This window comes from Methyloceanibacter caenitepidi, from assembly GCF_000828475.1.
In the GTDB taxonomy this organism is placed as follows: domain Bacteria; phylum Pseudomonadota; class Alphaproteobacteria; order Rhizobiales; family Methyloligellaceae; genus Methyloceanibacter; species Methyloceanibacter caenitepidi.
Window position 1 is genome coordinate 2,358,789 of the sequence record NZ_AP014648.1, and the last position, 19,255, is coordinate 2,378,043.

General features: G+C 62.9%; 26 protein-coding genes. 4 read left to right on the top strand and 22 right to left on the bottom strand.

Going from position 1 to position 19,255, the window contains the following annotated elements; genetic code table 11:
• Positions 1-47 precede the first annotated feature (47 nt).
• Positions 48-1,298, top strand: coding sequence for an ArsB/NhaD family transporter (locus tag GL4_RS10995; RefSeq protein ID WP_197539039.1), 1,251 nt, complete (start codon positions 48-50; stop codon positions 1,296-1,298).
• 45 nt (positions 1,299-1,343) lie between these two features.
• Here GL4_RS10995 and GL4_RS11000 read toward each other — a convergent pair whose 3' ends face one another.
• Positions 1,344-1,934 (bottom strand): helix-turn-helix domain-containing protein, encoded by a 591-nt coding sequence (locus GL4_RS11000; RefSeq protein ID WP_045367489.1) that lies wholly within the window; start codon positions 1,932-1,934, stop codon positions 1,344-1,346.
• Between the two features lie 154 nt (positions 1,935-2,088).
• Here GL4_RS11000 and GL4_RS11005 point away from each other — a divergent pair, with 154 nt between their 5' ends.
• Together GL4_RS11005 and GL4_RS11010 are read left to right on the top strand one after the other, a co-directional pair.
• Positions 2,089-2,382, top strand: coding sequence for a LysR family transcriptional regulator (locus GL4_RS11005; RefSeq protein ID WP_045367492.1), 294 nt, complete (start codon positions 2,089-2,091; stop codon positions 2,380-2,382).
• A gap of 54 nt (positions 2,383-2,436) precedes the next feature.
• Positions 2,437-3,018 (top strand): hypothetical protein, encoded by a 582-nt coding sequence (locus GL4_RS11010; protein ID WP_208430883.1) that lies wholly within the window; start codon positions 2,437-2,439, stop codon positions 3,016-3,018.
• Between the two features lie 16 nt (positions 3,019-3,034).
• Here GL4_RS11010 and GL4_RS11015 read toward each other — a convergent pair whose 3' ends face one another.
• From GL4_RS11015 to GL4_RS11040, 6 genes are all read right to left on the bottom strand, one after another.
• Positions 3,035-4,567: an acyl-CoA carboxylase subunit beta gene (locus GL4_RS11015; protein WP_045367498.1), complete on the bottom strand. Its 1,533-nt coding sequence runs from the start codon at positions 4,565-4,567 to the stop codon at positions 3,035-3,037.
• 189 nt (positions 4,568-4,756) lie between these two features.
• Positions 4,757-5,521, bottom strand: a complete 765-nt coding sequence (locus GL4_RS11020) for an ATP12 family chaperone protein (RefSeq protein WP_045367501.1) — start codon at positions 5,519-5,521, stop codon at positions 4,757-4,759.
• Positions 5,522-5,553: 32 nt separating this feature from the next.
• The gene (locus GL4_RS11025) at positions 5,554-6,558 is read right to left on the bottom strand and encodes an RluA family pseudouridine synthase (RefSeq protein WP_045367503.1); all 1,005 of its coding nucleotides are present in this window, start codon (positions 6,556-6,558) and stop codon (positions 5,554-5,556) included.
• 2 nt (positions 6,559-6,560) lie between these two features.
• Positions 6,561-6,935 (bottom strand): fluoride efflux transporter CrcB, encoded by a 375-nt coding sequence (gene crcB, locus GL4_RS11030; RefSeq protein WP_045367506.1) that lies wholly within the window; start codon positions 6,933-6,935, stop codon positions 6,561-6,563.
• Positions 6,936-8,276 (bottom strand): replication-associated recombination protein A, encoded by a 1,341-nt coding sequence (locus GL4_RS11035; RefSeq protein WP_045367508.1) that lies wholly within the window; start codon positions 8,274-8,276, stop codon positions 6,936-6,938. It abuts the gene before it with no gap.
• A 3-nt stretch (positions 8,277-8,279) separates the two neighbouring features.
• Positions 8,280-9,728: a DegQ family serine endoprotease gene (locus tag GL4_RS11040; RefSeq protein WP_045367511.1), complete on the bottom strand. Its 1,449-nt coding sequence runs from the start codon at positions 9,726-9,728 to the stop codon at positions 8,280-8,282.
• A gap of 247 nt (positions 9,729-9,975) precedes the next feature.
• Here GL4_RS11040 and GL4_RS11045 point away from each other — a divergent pair, with 247 nt between their 5' ends.
• The gene (locus GL4_RS11045) at positions 9,976-10,467 is read left to right on the top strand and encodes an SRPBCC family protein (RefSeq protein ID WP_045367514.1); all 492 of its coding nucleotides are present in this window, start codon (positions 9,976-9,978) and stop codon (positions 10,465-10,467) included.
• A 139-nt stretch (positions 10,468-10,606) separates the two neighbouring features.
• Here the strand turns inward: GL4_RS11045 and rplQ are convergent, their stop codons facing one another.
• From rplQ to rplX, 15 genes are all read right to left on the bottom strand, one after another.
• Positions 10,607-11,035, bottom strand: coding sequence for a 50S ribosomal protein L17 (gene rplQ / locus GL4_RS11050; RefSeq protein ID WP_045367517.1), 429 nt, complete (start codon positions 11,033-11,035; stop codon positions 10,607-10,609).
• Positions 11,036-11,088: 53 nt separating this feature from the next.
• A complete protein-coding gene (locus GL4_RS11055) occupies positions 11,089-12,105 on the bottom strand; it encodes a DNA-directed RNA polymerase subunit alpha (RefSeq protein ID WP_045369997.1) in 1,017 nt (338 codons plus the stop codon).
• A 93-nt stretch (positions 12,106-12,198) separates the two neighbouring features.
• Complete coding sequence (rpsK, locus tag GL4_RS11060) at positions 12,199-12,588, bottom strand: 30S ribosomal protein S11 (protein ID WP_045367520.1); 390 nt, start codon at positions 12,586-12,588, stop codon at positions 12,199-12,201.
• A gap of 75 nt (positions 12,589-12,663) precedes the next feature.
• Positions 12,664-13,032: a 30S ribosomal protein S13 gene (gene rpsM / locus GL4_RS11065; RefSeq protein ID WP_045367521.1), complete on the bottom strand. Its 369-nt coding sequence runs from the start codon at positions 13,030-13,032 to the stop codon at positions 12,664-12,666.
• A gap of 197 nt (positions 13,033-13,229) precedes the next feature.
• The gene (locus tag GL4_RS11070) at positions 13,230-13,880 is read right to left on the bottom strand and encodes an adenylate kinase (protein WP_045367523.1); all 651 of its coding nucleotides are present in this window, start codon (positions 13,878-13,880) and stop codon (positions 13,230-13,232) included.
• The gene (gene secY, locus GL4_RS11075) at positions 13,877-15,208 is read right to left on the bottom strand and encodes a preprotein translocase subunit SecY (RefSeq protein ID WP_045367524.1); all 1,332 of its coding nucleotides are present in this window, start codon (positions 15,206-15,208) and stop codon (positions 13,877-13,879) included. Before secY ends, GL4_RS11070 begins: the two co-directional genes overlap by 4 nt.
• A gap of 72 nt (positions 15,209-15,280) precedes the next feature.
• The gene (rplO, locus tag GL4_RS11080) at positions 15,281-15,871 is read right to left on the bottom strand and encodes a 50S ribosomal protein L15 (protein WP_045367525.1); all 591 of its coding nucleotides are present in this window, start codon (positions 15,869-15,871) and stop codon (positions 15,281-15,283) included.
• Positions 15,872-15,882: 11 nt separating this feature from the next.
• Complete coding sequence (gene rpmD, locus GL4_RS11085; RefSeq protein WP_045367527.1) at positions 15,883-16,086, bottom strand: 50S ribosomal protein L30; 204 nt, start codon at positions 16,084-16,086, stop codon at positions 15,883-15,885.
• A gap of 26 nt (positions 16,087-16,112) precedes the next feature.
• Positions 16,113-16,682 (bottom strand): 30S ribosomal protein S5, encoded by a 570-nt coding sequence (gene rpsE, locus GL4_RS11090; protein WP_045367529.1) that lies wholly within the window; start codon positions 16,680-16,682, stop codon positions 16,113-16,115.
• Positions 16,683-16,703: 21 nt separating this feature from the next.
• Positions 16,704-17,066, bottom strand: coding sequence for a 50S ribosomal protein L18 (rplR, locus tag GL4_RS11095; protein WP_045367531.1), 363 nt, complete (start codon positions 17,064-17,066; stop codon positions 16,704-16,706).
• Positions 17,067-17,077: 11 nt separating this feature from the next.
• Positions 17,078-17,611, bottom strand: a complete 534-nt coding sequence (gene rplF, locus GL4_RS11100) for a 50S ribosomal protein L6 (RefSeq protein WP_045367533.1) — start codon at positions 17,609-17,611, stop codon at positions 17,078-17,080.
• 29 nt (positions 17,612-17,640) lie between these two features.
• Positions 17,641-18,039 carry a 30S ribosomal protein S8 gene (gene rpsH, locus GL4_RS11105; RefSeq protein ID WP_045367535.1) on the bottom strand — a complete coding sequence of 133 codons (399 nt, stop codon included), beginning with the start codon at positions 18,037-18,039 and terminating at the stop codon, positions 17,641-17,643.
• 8 nt (positions 18,040-18,047) lie between these two features.
• Positions 18,048-18,353, bottom strand: coding sequence for a 30S ribosomal protein S14 (rpsN, locus tag GL4_RS11110; protein ID WP_045367537.1), 306 nt, complete (start codon positions 18,351-18,353; stop codon positions 18,048-18,050).
• A 29-nt stretch (positions 18,354-18,382) separates the two neighbouring features.
• On the bottom strand, positions 18,383-18,940 hold the full coding sequence (rplE, locus tag GL4_RS11115) for a 50S ribosomal protein L5 (protein ID WP_045367538.1): 558 nt from the start codon (positions 18,938-18,940) through the stop codon (positions 18,383-18,385).
• Positions 18,933-19,253 carry a 50S ribosomal protein L24 gene (gene rplX, locus GL4_RS11120; protein WP_045367540.1) on the bottom strand — a complete coding sequence of 107 codons (321 nt, stop codon included), beginning with the start codon at positions 19,251-19,253 and terminating at the stop codon, positions 18,933-18,935. The genes rplE and rplX overlap by 8 nt, the downstream gene beginning before the upstream one ends.
• Positions 19,254-19,255: the final 2 nt, after the last annotated feature.

The window sequence follows — 19,255 nt, forward strand, 5'->3', positions numbered from 1 at the left end:
CCGTCGTCTTCAAAAACGCGAAGTCAGGACCACGAAGACTAGAGGCCATGATCACGACCAGCCTGATCGTCTCTTGCCTGATCTTCCTCCTCATCGCGGTTCGGCAATGGCTGCCGCCGTCCGTGCGCATCTGGCACATCATGGTCGCTGGCGCGAGCGTTCTACTCGTTCTGGGAGAGATATCTCCGGCCGAGGCCTGGACGGCGATCGATTGGAACGTCATCGCCTACCTGTTCGGGGTCTTCGCCATCGGGGCCGCCCTTTATGACGCGGGCGTGTCCCATCTGATCGGACGGCGTATCGCCGCCATGACGTCGCACGGCGCGGCGCTGGCCGTGGTGACCGTGGCAACGACGATCTGCTCGGCCGTGCTGACCAACGATGCGTCAGCTATCATCGGCACGCCCATCGTCCTGATGCTCGCACGGGCCTTACGCCTGCCCGCGGGGCCGCTTCTCATCGCCCTCTGCGCCACCGTGACGGTCGGCAGCATGTTCAGCCCCGTCGGCAACCCGCAAAACATTTTGATCGCAACCCGCGGCGGTCTTGCCAATCCGGTGACGACGTTCCTGCTGTGGCTGACCGTGCCGACCGCGCTTTCGCTGGTCGTGGTCTATCTATGGTCGCGCTTTCTGATCTCGCGCGGAAACGACGGCACCAACTTCGACCTCCACGACCTGCCGGAGCCGTCCGACAACGGCAGCGCCTGGCCCGCTTATCTCGCCGTGGGGCTCCTAGTCGTGCTGATCGTGGCCGACAGCGTGATGCAAGGCTTGGGGCACACCCAGCGGATCCCCTTCGGAATCGCGAGCCTCGTCGCATGCGCACCCGTTTTTCTGTTCAGCCCCAATCGCCTGGCCGTCGTCAAGGAGCTGGACTGGGCCACCCTCGCCTTCTTCGTGGCCATGTTCATCGTGACAGGCTCGCTGCTGCAATCCGGCTCGCTGCAAGCCATGCTCGGCGAACGGCAAGCCGACCTCGGCGAACTGCCTGTGATCGCGCTCGGGAGTTTCTGGGCCAGCCAGATCTTCTCCAACGTACCGGTCGTCGAGATATATCTGCATCTCGTGCACGACTGGGAGATCCCCGAACTGATGATGCTGGCCGGCATTTCCACCCTTGCCGGCAACCTCTTCATCATCAGCGCGGCGAGCAACGTGATCGTCGTTCAGCAGGCGGAGCGCTTCGGCAAGACGCCTTTCACGTTCTGGCAGTTTACCTCCGGCGTGCTGCCGATCACCCTCGCGTCCGTCGTCATCACCTATGCCTGGATCGCATTCGTCTCGACGTTGAATTGAGGGAATGAAACCGGCGCTAGTCGCAGCACTACGGACGCCGGATGGTCATTTCGGGCCGGTCACCACCACCACGGCGCGACAGGACAGCTTTCCCGTCTGGCTGTAGCTGTGCGGAAAGCTCGGATCGAAATAGGTCGAGTCGCCTTCGTGGAGTTCGACCGCCTCGTTCTCGAACGACAGCAGGAGCCTCCCTCGAACCACATAGATGAGCTCGCCGCCCGTATGCCGGTGCGGCGCCGTGGCTTCCGCGCCCGGCTCGAATGTCGCGAGATAGGCATCCATACGCCGGTCGGTGACCGGAAAGTCGAGGGACTCGAACCAATAGGTCGGTGCCGCGCCGTCCGTACGATTCGGGAGCCGGAGCCGATCGGCGCGGCGGACGACGGTGGCCTTGGGGCGCTTTGCGTCATCCTCGAAGAAATGCTCCAGTCCCACCCCGAAAACGGTAGCAATCCGCATCAGCGTCGGCAGCGTTGGCACCAGTTGGCCGGTCTCGATCTTGGATATCAGGCCCGCCGACATGCCGGTGTGGTCGCCAAGGCGCACCAGGCTCAAGTCCTTCGACTTGCGCAGCCGACGGATCTTCGGACCGATCTTGTATCGCTCCAGACCGAGCGTTTCGGCGGCCGTTTCCATCGCCTCGCCTCCAATTTCACCAGCGATAAAATGTCAGCTCCGTATTTTTAACGTAGTGCAAATTGTTTTGCACATCACGAAATCTTGTGTGGCGTGAAGGCCGTCTCTGATTTTCAATTGCATCAGTCGAAAGTTGTGAGGACTTTGAAACACGATGAATGAGTGGATCCCGAAAAGATCGATCGGCGCGGTCCCCCTGAACGGCTTGCGGACCTTCGAGGTCGTGGCGCGGCACATGTCGCTGAAGAAGGCCGCCGAGGAACTGAACGTCACGCCCTCGGCCGTCAGTCATCGCCTCCGCGTGCTTGAACGCGTGCTGGGCTGCAAGCTGATGCATCGTCAGGGCGCGGAAATGCAACTCACCCACAACGGGCGTGTGCTCGCACCGGCCCTTTCGCATGGGTTCGAGATCATCGTCGACGCGGTCGGCAATCTGCAGCCGGACTAACGCGGGCCAGCGATCGAGGCAGGAAAGAAAGGACCGGCCATGTATGGATCACTGATGGGAAATCTTCTCCGGGCTATCATCGCCGCGACGCTCACCGTCGCGGCCCTCGGCTTCAGCACGATGGCGGCCGCGGTCGAGATCGGGGCCGTAATGTCCGCGGCGCCGGTCGCCGGCACCGCTCCGGAGCAAACCGGCTGGTTCCACGAAACGGCGATGAGCGAACGGGGCGAACCCGAACCGCCATCGAAACTCGCCATCATAGCATGCCGCGTGGAGGCGCAGTCGCGCGACGCCAATCTGTCCGCGCCTGCAGTCACCGAGCCTGACTGGCTCCTGCCGATGGAGTGCATGCGGGTCGTGGAAACAGTGACTGACGCAGCAGCCATGACGAACCTTTGGCTGCGCCCGATGCAGCCGAACCTCGCCGAACATGGCAGCTGTGCGGAAGTCGCTATGAACTACGCGCCGGAATGGGAGGCTTCTCACCGGAACTGGCTCATCGTCAAGATCGGCTGCCCCACGGCGATCGTCGATGCCGACGGCCGCACCATCGGCTGGCACATGCCCGAATGCCAAGGCACCCTGCCCGGCACCGCCTATCCGTTACGCTGCCGCTTCGACCCAAGCGAGATTTAGGGAATGAGGAAAATCCCTAAAGCGGAATGTTGTCGTGCTTCTTCCAGGGGTTTTCGATGTGCTTGTTGCGCAGCATCTGCAGCCCCCGGCAGATACGCATGCGCGTGCCCTGGGGCATGATCACCTCGTCGATATAGCCGCGCTCGGCGGCGACGAACGGATTGGCGAAACGCGCCTGATACTGGTCGATGCGCTTTTGGATTTTCTCAGGATCGCCGAGCTCTGACCGGTAGAGGATCTCCGCCGCGCCCTTGGCGCCCATCACGGCGATCTCGGCCGACGGCCAGGCATAGTTCAGATCGCCTCGGATGTGCTTGGAACTCATGACGTCGTAAGCGCCGCCATAGGCCTTGCGGGTGATGACGGTGATCTTCGGCACGGTCGCCTCGGTGAAGGCGAAGAGCAGCTTCGCGCCGTGCTTAATGAGGCCGCCATATTCCTGGTCGGTGCCCGGCAGGAAGCCCGGCACGTCCACGAAGGTCACGATCGGGATCGAGAAGCAATCGCAGAAGCGGACGAAGCGCGCCGCCTTGCGGGAGGCGTCGCTGTCGAGCACGCCCGCCAGCACCATGGGCTGGTTGGCGACGATTCCGACCGTGCGCCCTTCCATGCGGGCGAAGCCGATAACGATGTTCCGGGCGAAGGTCTCCTGGACCTCGAAGAAATCGCCCTCGTCCACGACTTTGTGGATCAGTTCCTTGATGTCGTAGGGCTTGTTCGGATTGTCGGGGATGAGCGTGTTGAGCGATGTGTCCTCGCGGTCCCACGGATCGCGGGTCGGGAGCTCCGGCACGCCGGAAAGGTTCGACGTCGGCAGGAAGTCCATGAGCCGGCGCATCTGGAGCAGAGCCTCGACGTCGTTGTCGTAAGCCCCGTCGGCGATGGAGGACTTTGTGGTGTGAACGGAAGCGCCCCCAAGCTGCTCGGCGGTCACCTCTTCCTTGGTCACGGTCTTCACGACGTCGGGACCCGTGACGAACATGTAAGAGGTGTCGCGCACCATGAAGATGAAATCGGTCATGGCTGGCGAATAGACGTCGCCGCCCGCGCACGGCCCCATGATGACGCTGATCTGGGGAATAACGCCTGAGGCCTGGACGTTGCGCAGAAACACCTCGCCGTAGCCGCCGAGCGCCGCAACGCCTTCCTGAATGCGTGCGCCGCCGGCGTCGAACAGGCCGATGACCGGCGCACGGTTGCGCAGCGCCATGTCCTGAACCTTGATCATCTTGTTCGCGTGGGCTTCGGACAGCGAGCCGCCGAACACAGTGAAATCCTTGGCAATCACATAGACCACGCGGCCGTTGATCGTGCCCCAGCCGGTCACCACGCCGTCGCCCGGAACCTTCGTGTCCGCCATGCCGAAATCGGCACAGCGGTGCTCCACATACATGTCGAACTCTTCGAAGGAGTTGTCGTCGAGAAGGAGTTGAAGCCGTTCCCGCGCGGTCAGCTTGCCGCGCTTGTGCTGGGCGTCGATACGCTTCTCGCCGCCGCCCATGCGAGCCTTGGCACGGCGAATTTCCAGCTCTTCGATGACTTCTTTCATTTCGAGAACTCCCCCAGCGGCCGCTTCAGACCACAGCCGCACGTCAGCATGACACTTTTGCCAAGGTCCATAGCATGGCGGGAAAGCGAGGCAAATGGGGAAGGCCGCGCCCGCGTATCGAAAGTTCACCCGGTCTGGGAAGGTCCTGACTCTCTTTCGAAAGACCGTCCTCCAACCGATTCAAAGGAATCAGGAAAGTGCCAGCACTCTGGCGGCCGCATCGAAGTCAGCCTTGCGGTTCTTGCGGCGCTGTTTGGCCTCCGCGTCCTCGCCCCACCGGCTGATCTGCCAGTCCTCGTCGACGTGCGCAGCGTCCCAGGCCGCGTCCGGCGAGAGTTCTCCCCGGGCCACCGCGAGAGGCAGGAGCGCCGACCCGGTCAGGGTCGTCATCACGTGCAGCGCGGCCAGCTTGAGGGCGTCCAGGGGCTCGATCTCGGCCCGCAGAGCCGCGAGCGAGGTCTCCGGCTGGGGCACATGTATGACGCCCTCGGCGAGGCTGAGCGGCGCGCCCAAGGCCCCAGCGGCCCAGGCGAGCACCGGGTCCCACGCCTCAGCTTGGAGGGCGAGAAGCCCCTCGGGCCCGCTCGCCCGGTAGCACAGCAAATCCGAGCCCGCATGGGCCACGATGTCGTCGACCACCGCCGCCTCCTGGCCGACGACCCCGTCGATGGCCGAGTTGACGAGCTTGGTCAGCGGCATCGTATGCGGATCGATCCTCTCCCCTTGCCCCCGCCATTCGTCCGCGATGGCCTCAGCCAAGGCGGCGCTCGGCACGGCCAGCGCAGCCTTGCCTGGGGTGCGCACAGGCCGACCGTCAAGGAAGATACCCGCGCGACCATCCTCCTCCGAAACCGTCACGTCTTTGTAGAAGCGTTTGGGGAGACTTGGGCGTTCGAAGCCGGCGGCAACGGTCTTGCCAGCGGTCTTATCTTTGTCGTTCTGCTGATTGCTCACACTATCACCCAACGGTTCAGACAGAACCGCGCCTAGCCGCACGAGATGCCGCACATCTCGTCGTCCTCGTCCGTGTCGCCGCCCTTGGGCGAGAACCCGAAGGCGGCAAAAGCGGTCTCCATATGGGGTGGCAGCGGGGCGGTAACGTCGACGACGCCCTCGCCGCTCGGATGCGGAAAGCTGATCCGCCGCGCATGCAGATGCAAGCGCCGTTCGATGCCTTCGGGCAGTTCGATCTCGCTCGGATATTTTGTATCGCCCAGAATGGGATGGCCGAGGATGGCCATATGGGCGCGCAGCTGATGCTGGCGCCCCGTGACGGGCTTGAGCGACATGAGCGCCACCTGCCGCGCGGCGCGGTCGATCACCGCGTAATGGGTCACGGCGGACTGGGCCTTATCCTGCTCGCCGGGGCGCGCCTTCCGCACCCGGTCGCCGTCCGGGGTCGTGGCTTTGACTAGCGCCGCGTCGATTTTTCCTTGTGGCGGCTTCGGTACGCCATGCACCAGGGCCCAATAGATCTTCCGCACGGAGCGGGTCTGAAAGGCCTTGCCGAGCTTGGCGGCGACGCTGCGCTTCTTGGCCACCACCAAGACCCCGGAGGTGTCGCGATCGAGACGGTGTACGAGGCGCGGCCGCGTCTGCGGGCTGTCGCCCATCCCCTCGAGAAGGCGGTCGATGTGTTGTGCGGTCTTCGTGCCTCCCTGGACGGCGAGACCCGCCGGCTTGTTGAGGATTAGCAGGTCGTCGTCCTCGTAGAGCGTGATGGACTTCAGGAACGCTCGGTCCGACTTGGAGAGAGGTTTCGCCGCCCCAGGCGGCGGCGGGGCGTCGGGCAGCGGCGGCACGCGCACGCTCTGGCCCGCCTCGAGACGTGTGTTCGCCTTGACCCGGCCGCCGTCGACCCGCACCTGACCCGTCCGCAACAGCTTCTCGAGGCGTCCATGGGGAACTTGCGCGAAATGGGCCTTGAACCAGCGGTCCAGGCGCATTCCGTCTTCCTCGTCCGTGACGTTACGTGTCTCGACAGGAGCCATGGTCAGAGCGCACGCACGAGAGCCAGCCCCGCGAACAGCGCGGCGACGGAAATGAAAACCGAAGCAAAGAAGTACAACCCCGCGTTCAGATAGTCGTGACGGACGACCAGATTGGCGAAATCCGCCGAGAAGGACGAGAAGGTCGTGAAACCGCCCAGAACGCCGAGCGCGAGGAACGCGCGGAGATCCTGGTGCACCGTCCAGCGGAGCGCCATGAGTTCGATCAGAACGCCCATCAAGAAGCATCCGAGGACGTTGGCCATGAGCGTCCCCCAGGGAAAGCTGAAGCCCACGAGCCGCACCATGCCGAGGCCGAGTAGATAGCGTGCCGAAGCGCCGATCGCGCCGCCCGCGGCCACGCTCAAAAGTGTGCTCACCTAAGCCTCCCCGGCCCGTTTCGCCCGGATCTCCGCCCAGCGCTCCAGCCACGCCCTGACCTCGGCCTCATAGCCGCGGTCTGTCGGCGCGTAGAAGTGCTGCCGCTCCATCTGCTCCGGGAAATAGTCCTGCCCGGAAAAGCCTTCCGCCTCGTTATGATCGTAGGTGTAGCCCTCCCCATAGCCTTCCTGCTCCATGAGCTTGGTCGGGGCGTTAAGAATGTGCTTCGGCGGCAGCAGCGACCCGCTCTCCTGCGCCACGCGTGCCGAGGCCTTGAAGGCCATGTAGGCGGCGTTCGATTTCGGCGCGGTCGCAAGATAGACGGTCGCTTGTGCCAGAGCGAGTTCCCCCTCGGGAGATCCCAGGAAGTCATAGGCGTCCTTCGCCGCGTTCGCCTGCAGCAGCGCGGCAGGATCCGCCATGCCGATGTCTTCGACGGCCATGCGCACGAGACGCCGGGCGATATAGAGCGGATCCTCGCCGCCGGCGAACATGCGCGCGAGCCAATACAGAGCTGCGTCCGGGTCGGAGCCACGCACCGATTTATGCAGCGCGCTGATGAGGTTGTAGTGGCCGTCTTGACCTTTGTCGTAGATCGGAGCGCGCCGCTGAACGAGCCGGCCGAGCCCCTCGGGGTCGACGACCGTCTTGGACCCCGGAGGAACGGATAGAAAGACGTCCTCGACCAAGTTGATAAGCCCGCGCCCGTCGCCATCGGCCATGGAGATCAAGGTTGCCCGGGCCTCGTCGTCGAGCGGCAGCTTCCGCCCCTCATGGGCCTCGGCCCGCTGTATCAAAGCCTCGAGCGCCGCCTCGTCCAGCCGCTTGAAGGTCAAGACGCTCGCCCGGGACAGGAGCGCCGAGTTCAGCTCGAAGGAAGGATTCTCCGTGGTCGCGCCGACCAGCACGATCGTGCCGTCCTCCATATGGGGCAGGAAGGCATCTTGCTGCGAGCGGTTGAAGCGATGAATCTCGTCGATGAAGAGCAGCGTGCCGCGCCCGGCCTCGCGTTTGGCCTTGGCCGCGTCGAAGACCTTGCGCAAATCCGCGACCCCGGATTGGATTGCCGAAAGTTGCTCGAAATGAAGGTCGGTCACTTCGGCGAGAAGCCGGGCGACGGTGGTCTTTCCGGTGCCTGGCGGACCCCAGAAGATCACCGAGGTCAGGCGCCCTGCCCCCACCATGCGGCCGAGGAGCCCCTCGCCCAGGAGATGATCCTGGCCAATGACTTCGTCCAGCGTCTGCGGGCGCAACCGGTCGGCCAGTGGGCGCGGCGCGGTGTCGGCGAGGCCCGCCGCCTCGAACAGAGTTGCCGCTCCCTTTCCCGTGCCCCTGGCCATCGCTCAGCCCCGCACCGTGAGATCGAACACTTTGCCGCCGCGCTCGATGGCGAGCCTCCACCGATCCGTCCGGATCTGGAGGAGAACGCTCAGTTGCTTGACGGACTCGACCTCCTGCTCGTTCACACCGACGATCATGTCGCCGGGCCGCAAACCCAGGCGCCCCGCATTCGACCGGCGCTCGACCTTCGTCACCACCACGCCCTTGTCGGCCACGTCGTCGAGCCCCAGCTCGGCGCTCACCGCCGGAGACAGATTGGCCACGCTACTGCCCGCGAACGGGTTCGCGCCAGTTACCTCGCGCTCGTCGCGCGGCGGGTCCTCGATGGGCGCGACGGTCGCGATGGTCGTGCGGAAACGCTTGCCGTCACGATACAAACCAAGCTCGACGGTATTACCGACGCCCTTGGTGACGAAGCGGTACTGGAGCGCTTCCGGATCCTGAATGTCCCTGCCGTCGAAGCTCACGATCACGTCGCCGACCTGAAGCCCGGCGCTCTTGGCGGGCCCCTTCTCGTGCACCCGCGTGACCATGGCGCCCGCCGGGCGATCGAGACCGAGCGACTCTGCAAGGTCGGACGTGAGCGCCTGCAGAGAAGCGCCGAGCCAGGGCCGTTGCACCTTGCCGCCTTTGAGCGCCGATTGAACGACCACCCGCACCATGTTGGAAGGAATCGCGAATCCGATCCCGTGCGACCCGCCACTCTTCGAAAAGATGGCCGTGTTGATGCCGACAAGGCGCCCGTCCATATCGACAAGCGCGCCGCCCGAATTACCGGGGTTGATGGCGGCATCCGTCTGGATGAAGAACTGATAGTCGGAAATGCCAACCTTGGTGCGCGCCAGCGCCGACACGATGCCGCTCGTCACAGTCTGGCCCACGCCGAAGGGATCGCCGATGGCGAGCACAAGGTCGCCCACCTCGAGACCGTCGGAGTTGGCGAACTGGACCGCCGGGAACTTGGCACCGTCGCCGTCCAGGCGCAGCACGGCCAAATCCGTCTGGTCGTCCTTGAGCAGGATCTTTGCTGGGAACTCACGGCCATCGTTCAGGGCCACGGTGATCTCCGACTCCTCCCCGCCGCGGATGACGTGATAATTGGTCACCACCACACCATCGGTGCTGACCAAGACACCCGACCCGAGCGAGTTTTGGATGCGCTCCTGCGGCGTCCCGAACTGCGGACCAAAGAAGCGCCGGAAGAACGGGTCGTTGAAAAGCGGGGAAACCGTTTGCTTGACCCTGTGGCGGACATAGACGTTGACAACGGCTGGCGCCGCCCGCTTCACCACGGGCGCAAAGGACTGCTGAACCGCTGCCGCGCTCTTGGGAACGACCTTGGTCACCACCTCGTCCTGCGCGGAAGCCGTGCAGAGCGGCCCCACGCAAAGCATCGCGGTGACAAGGGCAAAATTGCCAATTCTTCGCAGCAAAAAGTCCAAACGTGTCATCTTTCGCTCTGCTAATGAATCTGAAGAAGATGGAACGCACACCTTAGCGAGTGCAAGACAGATCAACCGTCTTCCAAAGAAAACGGGCGTTCTTGCGGCGACAAGGAGCGGAATTGCCCGCGAATTGGCTCAGCCAAATGCCGACCGCCACGCCTGCACGGCTCGGTTGCCGCCGGTCCTTTTTGAACTAAGATGCCGCGCTGGTGAAGGCCTTCACCGGCATAAACAAACGATTGGAGAGAAACGCATGCGTATTGTCAGAATAGGTCTCGCCGCTTTGGCGGCCACGGTGGCCCTGAGCGCCGCAGCGCACGCCGCAGAGGTCAAGAAAAGCGGCCAAGCGACAGGGACGCCAGCCGACGTTTGGGCCGTGGTGGGCGATTTTTGCGCCATCAAGGATTGGCACCCCGCCGTCGTGGAATGCGACGAGATGGAAGAAGGCGGCGACACCTATCGCGTTCTGACTCTCGGCGATGGCGGCAAGATCAAGGAAAAGCTCACCAACAAGGGCGACACGACCTATAGCTACGAGATCATCGAGAGCCCCCTGCCCGTGCAGAACTACGCCGCCACGCTCACAGTGAGCGAGGACGATGGGGACGATATAGCCGAGGTCGTCTGGGTAGCCGAGTTTGATCCCGCCGACGGCGTGGAAGAGGCCAAGGCTGTCGAAGTCATCAGCGGAATTTTCGACGCGGGAATCGAGGGCATCGGAAAGAAAGCCGGCGCGGCGCAATAGCCCCGAGCAGATCATGCTGCCGCCCATGGCCCAGAACTATGAGCCATGGAAGAAACAGAAAAGGCGCACCGCCAAGCGGTGCGCCTTTTTCTTTTGCGGCTAAAGCCGAAGATCGTGTGCGTGAAGCCTTGACCGGCTCTTATGCGGCGGCAGACTCGCCTTCTTCGTCCTGGTCCTGCGTGGGACCGGAATCCTGACCGCGTGCATCCTCGTCGCGATCCACCAGCTCGATCACGGCCATCGGCGCGGAATCGCCGTACCGGAACCCGGCCTTGAGAACGCGGGTGTATCCGCCCGGACGCTCCGCGTAGCGCGGCCCAAGCGTCTCGAACAGCTTCGCCACCTGGTCCTCGTCGCGAATGCGCGCGAAAGCCAGACGGCGGGCGTGAAGATCGCCACGCTTGGCCAGCGTGATGAGCTGATCGGCCACGCGGCGCAGTTCCTTCGCCTTCGGCAAGGTCGTCACGATCTGCTCATGCTTAATGAGCGCGGCCGCCATATTGGCGAACAACGAACTGCGATGCGTCGATGTCCGGTTCAGCTTCCGGCCTGCCTTGCGGTGTCGCATTGACTTTTCCTCTTTCGAAGCTCGTCAGGCCGCCCTTTCGAACGGCCTGGCGGCTAGTAATGATCCTCGAAGCGCTTAGCAAGCTCTTCGATGTTCTCCGGCGGCCAATCCGGCACGTCCATGCCCAGATGCAGGCCCATGGAGGCCAGGACCTCCTTGATCTCGTTCAGCGACTTGCGGCCGAAGTTCGGTGTCCGCAGCATCTCTGCTTCCGTCTTCTGGATAAGGTCGCCGATGTAAACGATGTTGTCGTTCTTCAGGCAGTTGGCCGAACGGACCGACAGTTCCAGCTCGTCGACCTTCTTGAGCAGCGCGGCGTTGAACACCAGCTCCGGCTGCTGCTGGAACGTCTGCTCCTTCTTCGGCTCTTCGAAGTTCACGAAGACCGAGAGCTGATCCTGAATGATACGCGCCGCGAGCGCGATCGTGTCTTCGGGGCGAACCGAACCGTCCGTCTCGATATTCATGGTGAGCTTGTCGTAGTCGAGGATCTGCCCCTCGCGAGTGTTCTCGACCCGGTAGGAGACCTTGCGCACCGGGCTGAACAGCGAGTCCACGGGAATGAAGCCGATCGGCGCATCGTCCGGGCGGTTCCGCTCGGCCGGCACATAGCCCTTGCCGGACGCGGAGGTGAACTCCATGTGGATAGCGGCGCCTTCATCGAGCGTGCAGATGACGTGCTCCGGGTTCAGGATCTCGACATCGGAACCGCCCTGAATGTCGCCAGCCGTCGCAATGCCGGGGCCTTCCTTCTGAAGCACCATGCGCTTCACGCCTTCGGAATGCTGGTTGACCGCGATTTCCTTGATGTTGAGGACGATGTTGGTCACGTCCTCACGCACGCCCGGAATGGACGAGAACTCGTGCAACACGCCATCGATATGGACGGACGTGATGGCCGCACCCTGAAGCGAAGACAGGAGCACACGACGCAGCGCATTGCCGAGCGTCAGGCCGAAGCCGCGCTCGAGCGGCTCGGCGACAACAGTCGCATACCGTGCCGGATCGCGGCCGGGGGTGACGTTGAGCTTGGTGGGCTTGATGAGATCTTGCCAGTTCTTTTGCAGCACCGGTGTCGCCCTTTCTTGATCGTTGTTTGGAGCCTGAGGCTCCGGAATACGAATGTCTTCGTCCAGCATCGTGCGTCAGCTTGCCTTTTCGTCTTAGACGCGGCGGCGCTTGCGCGGCCGGCAACCGTTGTGCGGGATCGGCGTCACATCGCGAATGGAGATGATGTTGAAGCCCGCCGCCTGAAGCGCACGCAGAGCGGACTCACGGCCCGACCCCGGACCGCGCACCTCGATCTCGAGGTTCTTCATGCCGTGCTCGGTCGCCTTCTTACCGGCGTCCTCCGCGGCGACCTGTGCCGCATAAGGGGTCGACTTCCGCGATCCCTTGAAGCCCATGGCACCAGCCGAAGACCAGGAAATCGCGTTCCCTTGAGCGTCGGTGATGGTGATCATGGTATTATTGAAGCTTGCATGCACATGGGCCACGCCGGACGTGATGTTCTTCCGTTCCCGGCGGCGTACCCGTGCTTTTTCCTTGGCCATGCTCTATTCCCGCGAATTCCACTGAGTCGCGGCAAAAGCATCGCAAAGGTGCTTGGCCGCGCGTTCGTAAGGTCTCTACTTCTTCTTGCCTGCGATCGGCTTCGCCGGCCCCTTGCGCGTGCGCGCGTTGGTGTGCGTCCGCTGACCGCGAACCGGCAGACCGCGCCGGTGCCGCAGGCCGCGATAGCAGCCCAAGTCCATGAGGCGCTTGATATTCATCGACACTTCGCGCCGAAGGTCGCCCTCGACCACGTAGTCGCGGTCGATGGTCTCACGAATCTGGATCACCTCGGATTCGGTGAGTTCGTTCACCCGCCGCTCGGACGGAATGGAAACCTTCTCACAGATCTCCTTGGCAAAAGCATCGCCAATCCCATGGATATAGGTCAGCGCGATCTCGACCCGCTTGTTGGTCGGAATGTTCACGCCTGCAATTCGGGCCACGTCGTCGCCTCCTCACACAGCACGCGCTAACGTGCTGAAATTAAACCAATTTAGCCTATTGAAACACAACAAAACCGACCGCGGACAGGCATCGCCCCCGGGTCCGGTCAGTCCATCAAGCCATGGAACGCGTCTATGTAGCGATTCCGCTTGACAAGGTCAACTGGCCGTAAGCCCGGAAAAACCTAGTTTTGGGCCTATTCTCCGTCCAGCGCCTGATCTATCTCCTTCTGAACCGTAGCAATATCGGCCATACCATCGACGGTTCTGACCTTACCTTGTGCCGTGTAATAGCCGACCAGCGGCTCTGTCTGGTCGTGATATGCCTTCAGCCGCTCCCGAACGACTTCTTCCGTATCGTCCTTGCGGCGCTTGAACTCCGTTCCGCCGCACCGGTCGCAGACGCCCTCTTCCTTGGGCTTCTTGAAAAGCGTGTGGTAGCCCTCGCCGCAGCTGGCGCAGGTGTACCGGCCTGTGATCCGGCCGACGAGCGCATCGTCGTCCACGTCGATCACCACGACCCGGTCCACTTGGTCCCCGCGGGACTTCAGAAGCGAGTCCAGGGCCTCGGCTTGGCCGATCGTGCGCGGAAAGCCGTCAAGGATAAACCCGGCGCCGCCTTCCTCCTGATCCATCCGCTCGGAAATCAGGCCGATGACGAGCTCGTCCGGCACCAATTCGCCGCGCTCCATGATGTCGCCGGCCTGCTGACCGAGTTTGGTCCCGGCCGCGACCGCGGCGCGCAGCATGTCGCCCGTCGAGAGCTGCACCAAACCCCGCATGTCCTCGAGCCGCTTCGCCTGCGTTCCCTTGCCTGCACCCGGCGCGCCCAGCATCACCAAGTTCATCGACGCCGTCCCCTCAGCTTGGCCTTCTTGATCAGCCCCTCGTACTGGTGGGCCAGAAGGTGGCTCTGGATTTGAGCCACGGTATCCATGGTCACGCTCACAACGATGAGGAGCGAGGTGCCGCCGAAGTAGAACGGAACGCCCCATTCGGCGATGAGAATTTCAGGAAGGACGCAGACGGCGGCCAGATAGATCGCACCGACGACCGTAATCCGGGTCAGCACGTAGTCGATATACTCGGCCGTGCGCTCGCCGGGACGGATGCCCGGAAGGAAGCCGCCATACTTCTTGAGGTTATCCGCCGTCTCCTTGGGGTTGAACACAACCGCCGTGTAGAAAAAGGCGAAGAAGATGATCAGCGAGACGTAGATCAGGATGTAGAGCGGCTGCCCGCGGCCCAGCATGGCCGTCACAGAGGTCAACCACTCGGGGCCCTGCCCGGCCGAGAAATTTGCGACCGTGATCGGCAGCAGCAGCAGCGACGAGGCGAAGATCGGCGGAATCACGCCGGCGGTATTCAGCTTTAGGGGGAGATGCGAGGCATCGCCCTGGAACATCTTGTTGCCGACTTGTCGCTTCGGATACTGCACCAACAATCGCCGCTGGGCGCGCTCCATGAAGACGATGAAGCCGATGACCGCAGTCGCCACGATGAACAGGGCGAGGATCAGCCCCGTGGACAAGGCGCCTTGCTTGCCAAGTTCCAGCGTTCCGATCAGCGCTGCCGGCAGTCCCGCGACGATACCGGCATAGATGATCAGCGAGATGCCGTTACCGACGCCGCGCGCCGTGATCTGCTCGCCGAGCCACATCAGGAAGACGGTACCACCCACCAGGGTGATGACGGTCGTAATGCGGAAGAACCAGCCCGGATCGGTGACGATGTTACCGGCGCCTTCGAGGCCAACGGCGATGCCGTAGCCTTGAAGCGCGGCCAAAAGAACCGTGCCGTAGCGGGTATACTGATTGATCTGACGGCGGCCCTGCTCGCCTTCCTTCTTGAGCTGCTCAAGCGTCGGCGAGACCGTCGTCAGAAGCTGAATGATAATCGATGCCGAAATGTACGGCATGATGTTGAGCGCGAAAATCGCCATGCGCCCGACAGCGCCGCCGGAGAACATGTTGAACATGCCCAAGATGCCGGACTGCTGCTGCTTGAAGACGTCCGCAAGCGCCTGAGGATTGATGCCCGGAATCGGAATATAGGTTCCGAGCCGGTAGATCACGAGCGCGACCAGCGTGAACATGATGCGCTTCTTGAGTTCGTCGGCCTTCGCAAAGGCGGCGAAGTTCAAGTTCGACGCGAGCTGTTCTGCGGCAGATGCCATTAGCGCTCTTCCCTTCTCCGGGCCGGCTGGACGGGCCTACAAACCAGCCGCCCTGCCTCGTCCCGGCCCGCCCTACTCGGACGTGTCGTTCTTCGCTGCGGATTTCTTGGCAGCCGCCTTCTTGGGAGCGGCTTTCTTCGTGGCCGCCTTCTTGGCGGTTTTCTTCGGCGCGCCCTCGCCTTCCGGCTTGGCCTGACGCTGCGGCATCTCCGTGATCGTCACGGTGCCGCCGGCCGCCTCGACAGCCTTGACCGCACCACTCGACGCCCCGGTGACCTCGAACGACACTTTCGATTTGAGCTCGCCCCGGCCGAGCAGACGCACGCCGTCGCGTGCGCGGCGGACGACGCCGGCATCGACCAGCGCCTGAACCGTGACCGGCTTGGAGGCGTCAAGCTTCTTGTCGTCGATCGCCGTCTGGATACGGCCGACATTCACCTCGTTGAAGTGCTTGGCGAACTTGTTGTTGAAGCCGCGCTTCGGCAGGCGCATGTGGATCGGCATCTGGCCGCCCTCAAAGCCCTTGATGGCTACGCCCGAGCGCGATTTCTGGCCCTTCTGGCCATGACCGGACGTCTTGCCCAGGCCAGAGCCGATACCGCGTCCCACACGCTTCTTCGACGTTGTCGCGCCGGGAAGGTCGCGAAGATCGTTCAGTCGCATCTTATCTACCCTTAAGCTCCGGCCTCGTCCTCGACGATACGCACCAGGTGGCTCACCTTAGCCACCATGCCGCGCACTTCGGGGCTGTCGACCAGCGTCCGCCGCTTGTGCATCTTGTTCAGGCCGAGCCCGATAAGGGTCGCGCGCTGCACGCCGGGCCGCCGGATCGGGCTTCCGATCTGCTCCACGACGATTGTCTTCTTATTCTCGGCCATCTTCCTTCAACCTTGTCTATGCGCCTTTAGGCTTGCGCCTCGGCACCATCGCCCGCCTGATCACGGCGGCGCGACACGATTTCGCTTACCTTCTTCCCGCGCCGCGCGGCCACGCCGCGGGGGCTGTCCTCATGGCGCAGCGCATCGAACGTGGCGCGCACCATGTTGTAGGGGTTCGAGCTGCCAAGCGACTTCGCAACCACGTCCTGGATGCCAAGCGTCTCGAACACGGCACGCATTGGGCCGCCGGCGATGATGCCGGTACCGGGAGGCGCCGCGCGCAGGATCACCTTGCCCGCGCCGTGCTGTCCGCGCACGTCGTGGTGCAGCGTCCGGCCTTCGCGCAAGGGCACCTTGACCAGGTTGCGCTTTGCCGATTCCGTCGCCTTGCGGATTGCCTCCGGCACTTCGCGCGCCTTGCCGTGGCCGAAACCGACCCGGCCCTTCTGGTCGCCGACAACGACCAGCGCAGCAAAACCAAACCGGCGTCCGCCCTTCACCACCTTGGCGACGCGGTTGATGTGAACCAGCTTGTCGACGAATTCGCTGTCGCGATCGTCGCGATCGCGGTCTCTACCTTGCGGGCCTCGTGCCACGGTCGATCCTTTCCGAATTCCCTAAAAGTTGAGACCCGCCTCGCGGGCCGCGTCTGCGAGCGCCTTGATGCGCCCATGATAGATGTACGAGCCGCGGTCAAAGATCACATCCTTGACACCGGCCTTCACAGCGCGCTCGGCAACGAGCTTGCCAACGGCTTCTGCCGCCGCCGTATCGCTCCCCTTGGGCAGCGCGCCCTTGAGATCCTTATCGAGGCTCGACGCGAATGCGAGCGTCTTGCCCGCACGGTCGTCGATCACCTGCGCATAAATATGCTTCGAGGAACGGAACACCGACAGACGCGCACGTCCATTGGCCGCCCGCTTCAGCGAATGCCGCACCCGGCGCGCACGCCGCACAGTGCTGTTGTTCAACGTACCCATCTTCAATCCCGCTACTTCTTCTTGCCTTCCTTACGGAAAATGTACTCGCCGGCGTACTTCACGCCCTTGCCCTTGTAGGGCTCCGGCGGACGGTAACGGCGGATCTCCGCGGCCACCTGGCCGACCAGCTGCTTGTCGATGCCGCTCACGACAATCTCGGTCGGCTTCGGGCAGCTGATTTCGATCCCCTTCGGAATCTCGAAATCGACGTCATGGCTGAAGCCGAGCTGCAGCTGGAGGGCCTGGCCCTTCATCGCGGCACGGTAGCCAACGCCGTTGATCTCGAGCGTCTTCGAGAAACCTTCCGTCACGCCCGTGACGAGGTTCGACACGATCGTACGCGACATGCCCCACATAGCCCGCGAGTCCTTGTTGTCCTCGACCATGCCGATCTCGATCCCGTCATCGCCCATCTTGGCGATGACCTGGTCGACCAGCACGTGGCTGAGCTCGCCCTTAGGTCCTTTGACCTTGATTTCCTGACCGTCCACCGAGGCGGTTACGCCACTGGGGATCGGAACTGGTTTCTTGCCGATGCGCGACATTGATCAAACCTTCGCTTCAACTGGCTCCGCTAAAATACGCTGCAGAGAATCTCGCCGCCGACATTCTCGTTACGCGCCTGCGAATCCGACATGACGCCCTTCGGCGTCGAAAGAATTGACACACCCAGACCATTCGCAACGGTCGGGAGATTCTTAACCGAGGAGTACACACGCCGGCCCGGTGTCGACACCCGCTTGATGTCTTTGATCACCGGCTCGCCGTCGAAGTACTTGAGCTCGATCTCGAACTCAGACTTGCCGCCGTCGTAGTCGACGCGCGCATAGCCACGGATATAGCCCTCGTCGGCCAGCACCTCGAGCACGCGCTCGCGCAGCTTGGAGGTTGGCGTTGAGACCTTCGTCTTGCGCCGCATCTGCGCATTGCGGATGCGGGTCAGCATATCGCCAAGAGGATCGTTGATGCTCATCGAAGTCCTTACCAGCTCGACTTAACCATGCCGGGGATCAGCCCGTTGCTTGCAAGATCGCGCAACGCAATGCGCGACATGCGAAGCTTGCGGTAGTACCCGCGCGGCCGCCCGGTGAGATCGCAACGGTTGTGAATACGTGTCGGCGAGGCATTGCGCGGAATCTCCGCCAGCTTCAGCCGCGCCGCGAAGCGCTCTTCAGCCGGAAGCGACTCGTCCTTGGCAATGGCCTTCAGCCGTGCCCGACGCGCCTCGTATTTTTTAGCAAGGCGGCGGCGCTTCTTGTCCCGCTCGATCATGCTCGTCTTAGCCATTCAGTCCTCCTGTCGCAGCCAGCCCGTGCTTAGCTACGGAACGGAAAGTTCAAACCCTTCAAAAGCGCGCGTGCCTCGTCGTCGTTATCCGCTGTCGTGCACACGATGATGTCCATGCCGAGCACGTCTTCCACCTTGTCGTAGTCGATCTCGGGGAAAACGATGTGCTCTTTCAGGCCCATCGAATAATTGCCGCGCCCATCGAAACTCTTCGGATTGAGCCCACGGAAGTCGCGAACGCGCGGCAGCGCGACGTTCACAAGCCGATCGAGGAACTCGTACATCCGGTTCTTACGCAGCGTTACTTTCACACCGACGGGCATGCCCTCGCGCAGCTTGAAGCCGGCGATCGACTTGCGCGCCTTCGTGATCACAGGCCGCTGGCCCGCGATCAACCCGAGGTCGTTGGCCGCGGACTTGACCTTCTTCGAGTCGTTCACCGCCTCGCCGACGCCGATGTTCAACACCACCTTCTCGAGGCGGGGAATCTGCATGACGTTCTTGAACGCGAACTCCTTCTCGAGTTCGCCCTTGATGACGTCGTTGTACTGCTGCTTCAACCGCGGTGTATATGCCTGCTCAGCCATCGATGACCTCGCCCGAACGCTTTGCGAAACGCACCTTGCGTCCGTCCTTCAAAAATTTGTAGCCGACGCGCGTGGGCTGCCCATCCTTGGGATCCTCAAGCGCGAGATTCGAAATGTGGATCGGGGCTTCCTTGGTGATAATGCCCCCCTCCTGGGATGCGGTCTGGCGCTGGTGCTTGCGCACCTGTGCCACGCCCTGCACCACCGCACGGTTCTCGGACGGCAAGACCTTCAGGACTTCGCCCTTCTTGCCCTTGTCCTTGCCCGTGAGCACCACAACGTGGTCGCCCTTCTTGATCTTCAAGCCTGCCATGA

Coding starts and splice junctions, on each gene's coding strand:
- secY (WP_045367524.1), bottom strand. CDS start 15,208: ATGGCATCTGCCGCAGAACAGCTCGCGTCGAACTTGAACTTCGCCGCC.
- rpsK (WP_045367520.1), bottom strand. CDS start 12,588: ATGGCCAAGGAAAAAGCACGGGTACGCCGCCGGGAACGGAAGAACATC.
- GL4_RS11025 (WP_045367503.1), bottom strand. CDS start 6,558: ATGGCTCCTGTCGAGACACGTAACGTCACGGACGAGGAAGACGGAATG.
- GL4_RS11005 (WP_045367492.1), top strand. CDS start 2,089: ATGAATGAGTGGATCCCGAAAAGATCGATCGGCGCGGTCCCCCTGAAC.
- rplO (WP_045367525.1), bottom strand. CDS start 15,871: ATGCGACTGAACGATCTTCGCGACCTTCCCGGCGCGACAACGTCGAAG.
- GL4_RS11035 (WP_045367508.1), bottom strand. CDS start 8,276: ATGGCCAGGGGCACGGGAAAGGGAGCGGCAACTCTGTTCGAGGCGGCG.
- GL4_RS11010 (WP_208430883.1), top strand. CDS start 2,437: ATGGGAAATCTTCTCCGGGCTATCATCGCCGCGACGCTCACCGTCGCG.
- rplX (WP_045367540.1), bottom strand. CDS start 19,253: ATGGCAGGCTTGAAGATCAAGAAGGGCGACCACGTTGTGGTGCTCACG.
- rplR (WP_045367531.1), bottom strand. CDS start 17,066: ATGGGTACGTTGAACAACAGCACTGTGCGGCGTGCGCGCCGGGTGCGG.
- rpsN (WP_045367537.1), bottom strand. CDS start 18,353: ATGGCTAAGACGAGCATGATCGAGCGGGACAAGAAGCGCCGCCGCCTT.
- GL4_RS11040 (WP_045367511.1), bottom strand. CDS start 9,728: ATGACACGTTTGGACTTTTTGCTGCGAAGAATTGGCAATTTTGCCCTT.
- GL4_RS10995 (WP_197539039.1), top strand. CDS start 48: ATGATCACGACCAGCCTGATCGTCTCTTGCCTGATCTTCCTCCTCATC.
- rplE (WP_045367538.1), bottom strand. CDS start 18,940: ATGGCTGAGCAGGCATATACACCGCGGTTGAAGCAGCAGTACAACGAC.
- rplF (WP_045367533.1), bottom strand. CDS start 17,611: ATGTCGCGCATCGGCAAGAAACCAGTTCCGATCCCCAGTGGCGTAACC.
- GL4_RS11015 (WP_045367498.1), bottom strand. CDS start 4,567: ATGAAAGAAGTCATCGAAGAGCTGGAAATTCGCCGTGCCAAGGCTCGC.
- rpsH (WP_045367535.1), bottom strand. CDS start 18,039: ATGAGCATCAACGATCCTCTTGGCGATATGCTGACCCGCATCCGCAAT.
- GL4_RS11070 (WP_045367523.1), bottom strand. CDS start 13,880: ATGAACTTGGTGATGCTGGGCGCGCCGGGTGCAGGCAAGGGAACGCAG.
- GL4_RS11000 (WP_045367489.1), bottom strand. CDS start 1,934: ATGGAAACGGCCGCCGAAACGCTCGGTCTGGAGCGATACAAGATCGGT.
- GL4_RS11045 (WP_045367514.1), top strand. CDS start 9,976: ATGCGTATTGTCAGAATAGGTCTCGCCGCTTTGGCGGCCACGGTGGCC.
- rplQ (WP_045367517.1), bottom strand. CDS start 11,035: ATGCGACACCGCAAGGCAGGCCGGAAGCTGAACCGGACATCGACGCAT.
- rpmD (WP_045367527.1), bottom strand. CDS start 16,086: ATGGCCGAGAATAAGAAGACAATCGTCGTGGAGCAGATCGGAAGCCCG.